Source organism: Pseudomonas sp. BCA17 (assembly GCF_004519405.1).
Lineage (GTDB): Bacteria > Pseudomonadota > Gammaproteobacteria > Pseudomonadales > Pseudomonadaceae > Aquipseudomonas.
The window spans coordinates 1-3,079 of sequence record NZ_SGWI01000020.1; the positions used below are offsets into that span (position 1 = coordinate 1).

The window sequence follows — 3,079 nt, forward strand, 5'->3', positions numbered from 1 at the left end:
TGTGCTGGTGCCGCACCGTGCAATCACGCGCCTGGTGATCAACAACGGCTATGCCGATTTCAATCAGCATGATCGCGTGGCGTTCGCCTCCAACCCGGCGTTTGACGCCAGCACCCTGGACGTATGGGCACCGTTGCTCAATGGCGGCGCGGTGGTGGTGGTCGATCAGGATACGTTGCTGTCCCGGGCCGATTTCGCCTCTATGTTGCAGGAGCAGGCGGTCAGTGTGTTGTGGATGACCGCCGGGTTGTTTCATCAATATGCCGAAGGACTGCTGCCGGTCTTCCCGCAGATGCGTTACCTGATTGTCGGTGGCGATGTACTGGACCCGAACGTGATCGCCAAAGTCCTTAAGGACGGCGCACCGCAACACTTGCTCAATGGCTACGGCCCGACTGAGGCGACGACGTTCTCGACCACCCATGAGATCACCCGGGCGGACGAAGGCAGCGTTCCAATCGGCCGCCCAGTGGGCAACAGCCGTGCCTACGTGTTGGACGCTCGCCAACAACCAGTGCCGGTCGGTGTGACCGGCGAGTTGTACATCGGTGGCCAGGGTGTTGCCTTGGGCTATCTGAACCGGGCTGACCTGACGGCGGAGAAATTCCTCACCGACCCGTTCAACGACGGTGCGCTGATGTACCGCACCGGTGACCTGGTGGCCTGGCGTGCCGACGGCACCTTGCAGTATCAGGGGCGTAACGACCAGCAGGTGAAGATCCGGGGCTTCCGCATCGAACTGGGCGAGATCGAAACGCGCCTGAGCGAACACCCGCAGGTCAAGGACGCGGTGGTTCTCGCCCGGGAAGACGAACCGGGGCACAAGCGCCTGGTGGCGTACTTCACCGAGCGTGAAAGCGTCGACATCACAGCACTGCGCGACTACCTGTTGACCCAGTTGCCTGACTACATGGTGCCGGCCGCTTACGTGCGCCTGGACAACCTGCCGCTGACCAACAACGGCAAAGTTGACCGCAAAGCCTTGCCTGCACCGGATCAGGACGCACTGCTGAGCCGTGGCTACGAAGCACCACAAGGTGAAGTGGAAACCGTGCTGGCGCAGATCTGGTCGGATGTGCTCAAGGTCGAGCAAGTGGGGCGTCACGATAACTTCTTTGAACTGGGCGGCCATTCGCTGCTGGCAGTCAATTTGATCGAACGCATGCGCCAGGCCGACCTCAGTGCCGATGTGCGCGTGCTGTTTCGCCAGCCGACCCTGGCGGCGCTGGCGGCTGCCGTGGGCAGCGGGCGTGAAGTGGCCGTACCGGCCAACCTGATTACGCCTGACTGCGTGCGCATCACGCCCGATCTGCTGCCCCTGATCACCCTGGACCAGGCGGGCATCGACCATATCGTCGCCCAGATCCCGGGCGGTACGGCGAATGTGCAGGATATTTACCCATTGGCGCCATTGCAGGAAGGCGTGCTCTACCACCATCTCCGTGCCGAAACCGGCGATCCCTACCTGCTGCAATCGAGTTACGGGTTTGACAACCTGGAGCGTTTCCAGGTGTTTATCGAGGTGCTGCAGGCGGTCATTGATCGCCATGACATCCTGCGCACCAGCCTCGTCTGGCAAGGCTTGGAAACCCCGGTGCAAGTGGTATGGCGCAAGGCCGCGCTGGCGGTACAGGAAATGCTCGCCGACCCGCGCGGCGATGACGTCTTGAACCAGCTGCGTGAGCGTTTCGACGCCCGTCATTATCGCCTGGACCTGACCCAGGCGCCGTTGATGCGCATCATCTATGCCCGTGACGAGGCCAATCAGCGGATCGTCGCGTTGCTGATGTTCCATCACTTGGTCATGGACCATACCGCCTTTGAGGTCGTGCAGCAGGAAATGCACCTGCTGCTGCAGGGCCAAGGCGAACACCTGAAGCACGCGGTGCCCTACCGCAATTATGTGGCGCAGGTGCGCCTGGGCAGCACCGATGCGGAGCACGAGCGGTTTTTCCGCGAGATGCTCAGCGATATCGATGAGCCGACCTTGCCGCTCGGTCTGCAGGATGTGCAGGGCGATGGGCATGGCGTGGGCGAAGCCACACATGTGCTCGATAAGGGCTTGAGCCTGCGCCTGCGCGAACAGGCGCGCCAGACCGGCGTCAGCGCCGCCAGCCTGTTTCACCTGGCTTGGGCGCGCGTGTTGGGCAGCGTGTCGGGCCGTCGCGAGGTCGTGTTCGGCACCGTGCTGCTGGGCCGCATGCAAGGTGGTGAAGGGGCGGACCGTGGGCTGGGGATGTTTATCAATACCTTGCCGCTGCGCGTCGATGTCGACGCTATGGGCGTGCGCTCGGCCGTCAAGGCAACCCATGCGCGCCTGACGGCGTTGCTGGGGCACGAGCATGCGTCACTGGCCTTGGCCCAGCGTTGCAGTGGCGTGCCGGCGAGCGTGCCGTTGTTCAGCGCCTTGCTCAACTACCGGCACACTGGCGCGGTAGAGGACATGACCGCGCTGGAACAGGTATGGCACGGTATGCACTTCCTGCACGCCGCAGAGAGCACCAACTACCCGATTACCTTGAACGTCGATGACCTGGGCGAGCAATTCAATCTCAATGCACTGGTGGTTTCGCCGTTGGAGGCGCGCCGTCTCTGTGACTACCTGCTCACCGTCGTGGAGCAGTTGGTGCAGGCGCTGGAGCAATCCCCCGATCTGCCGTTTGAGCAATTGTCGGTATTGCCGGCGAGCGAAGTACACCAGGTGCTGGTCGAGTTTAACCCAGCCCCCCGTGCCTACCCCGAAACGCTGACCTTGCACGCGCTGTTCGAAGCCCATGCGGCGGCTGATCCGCAAGCGCTGGCGGCGGTGCATGGCGAGCAAGCCGTGAGTTATGCGCAATTGAACCAGCGGGCCAACCGTCTGGCCCATCACCTGATCGGCCTGGGCGTGGTGCCCGGCGAGCGTGTGGCAATCCTGCTGGAGCGCTCCGTGGACCTGCTGGTCAGCCAGTTGGCAATCAGCAAGTGCGCGGCGGTGTATGTGCCGCTGGATGTCAACGCACCGTTGGACCGTCAAGGCTTCATGATTTCTGATAGTGGCGCGCAATGGGTGTTGACGGCGACCTCGATTGAAGCCCCC

At 62.7% G+C, this 3,079-nt stretch carries 1 protein-coding gene; it reads left to right on the top strand.

Annotated elements, in window-relative coordinates; genetic code table 11:
• The coding region (locus EXW71_RS28630) for an AMP-binding protein (RefSeq protein ID WP_167659712.1) at positions 1 to 3,079 on the top strand (3,079 nt) is incomplete at both ends.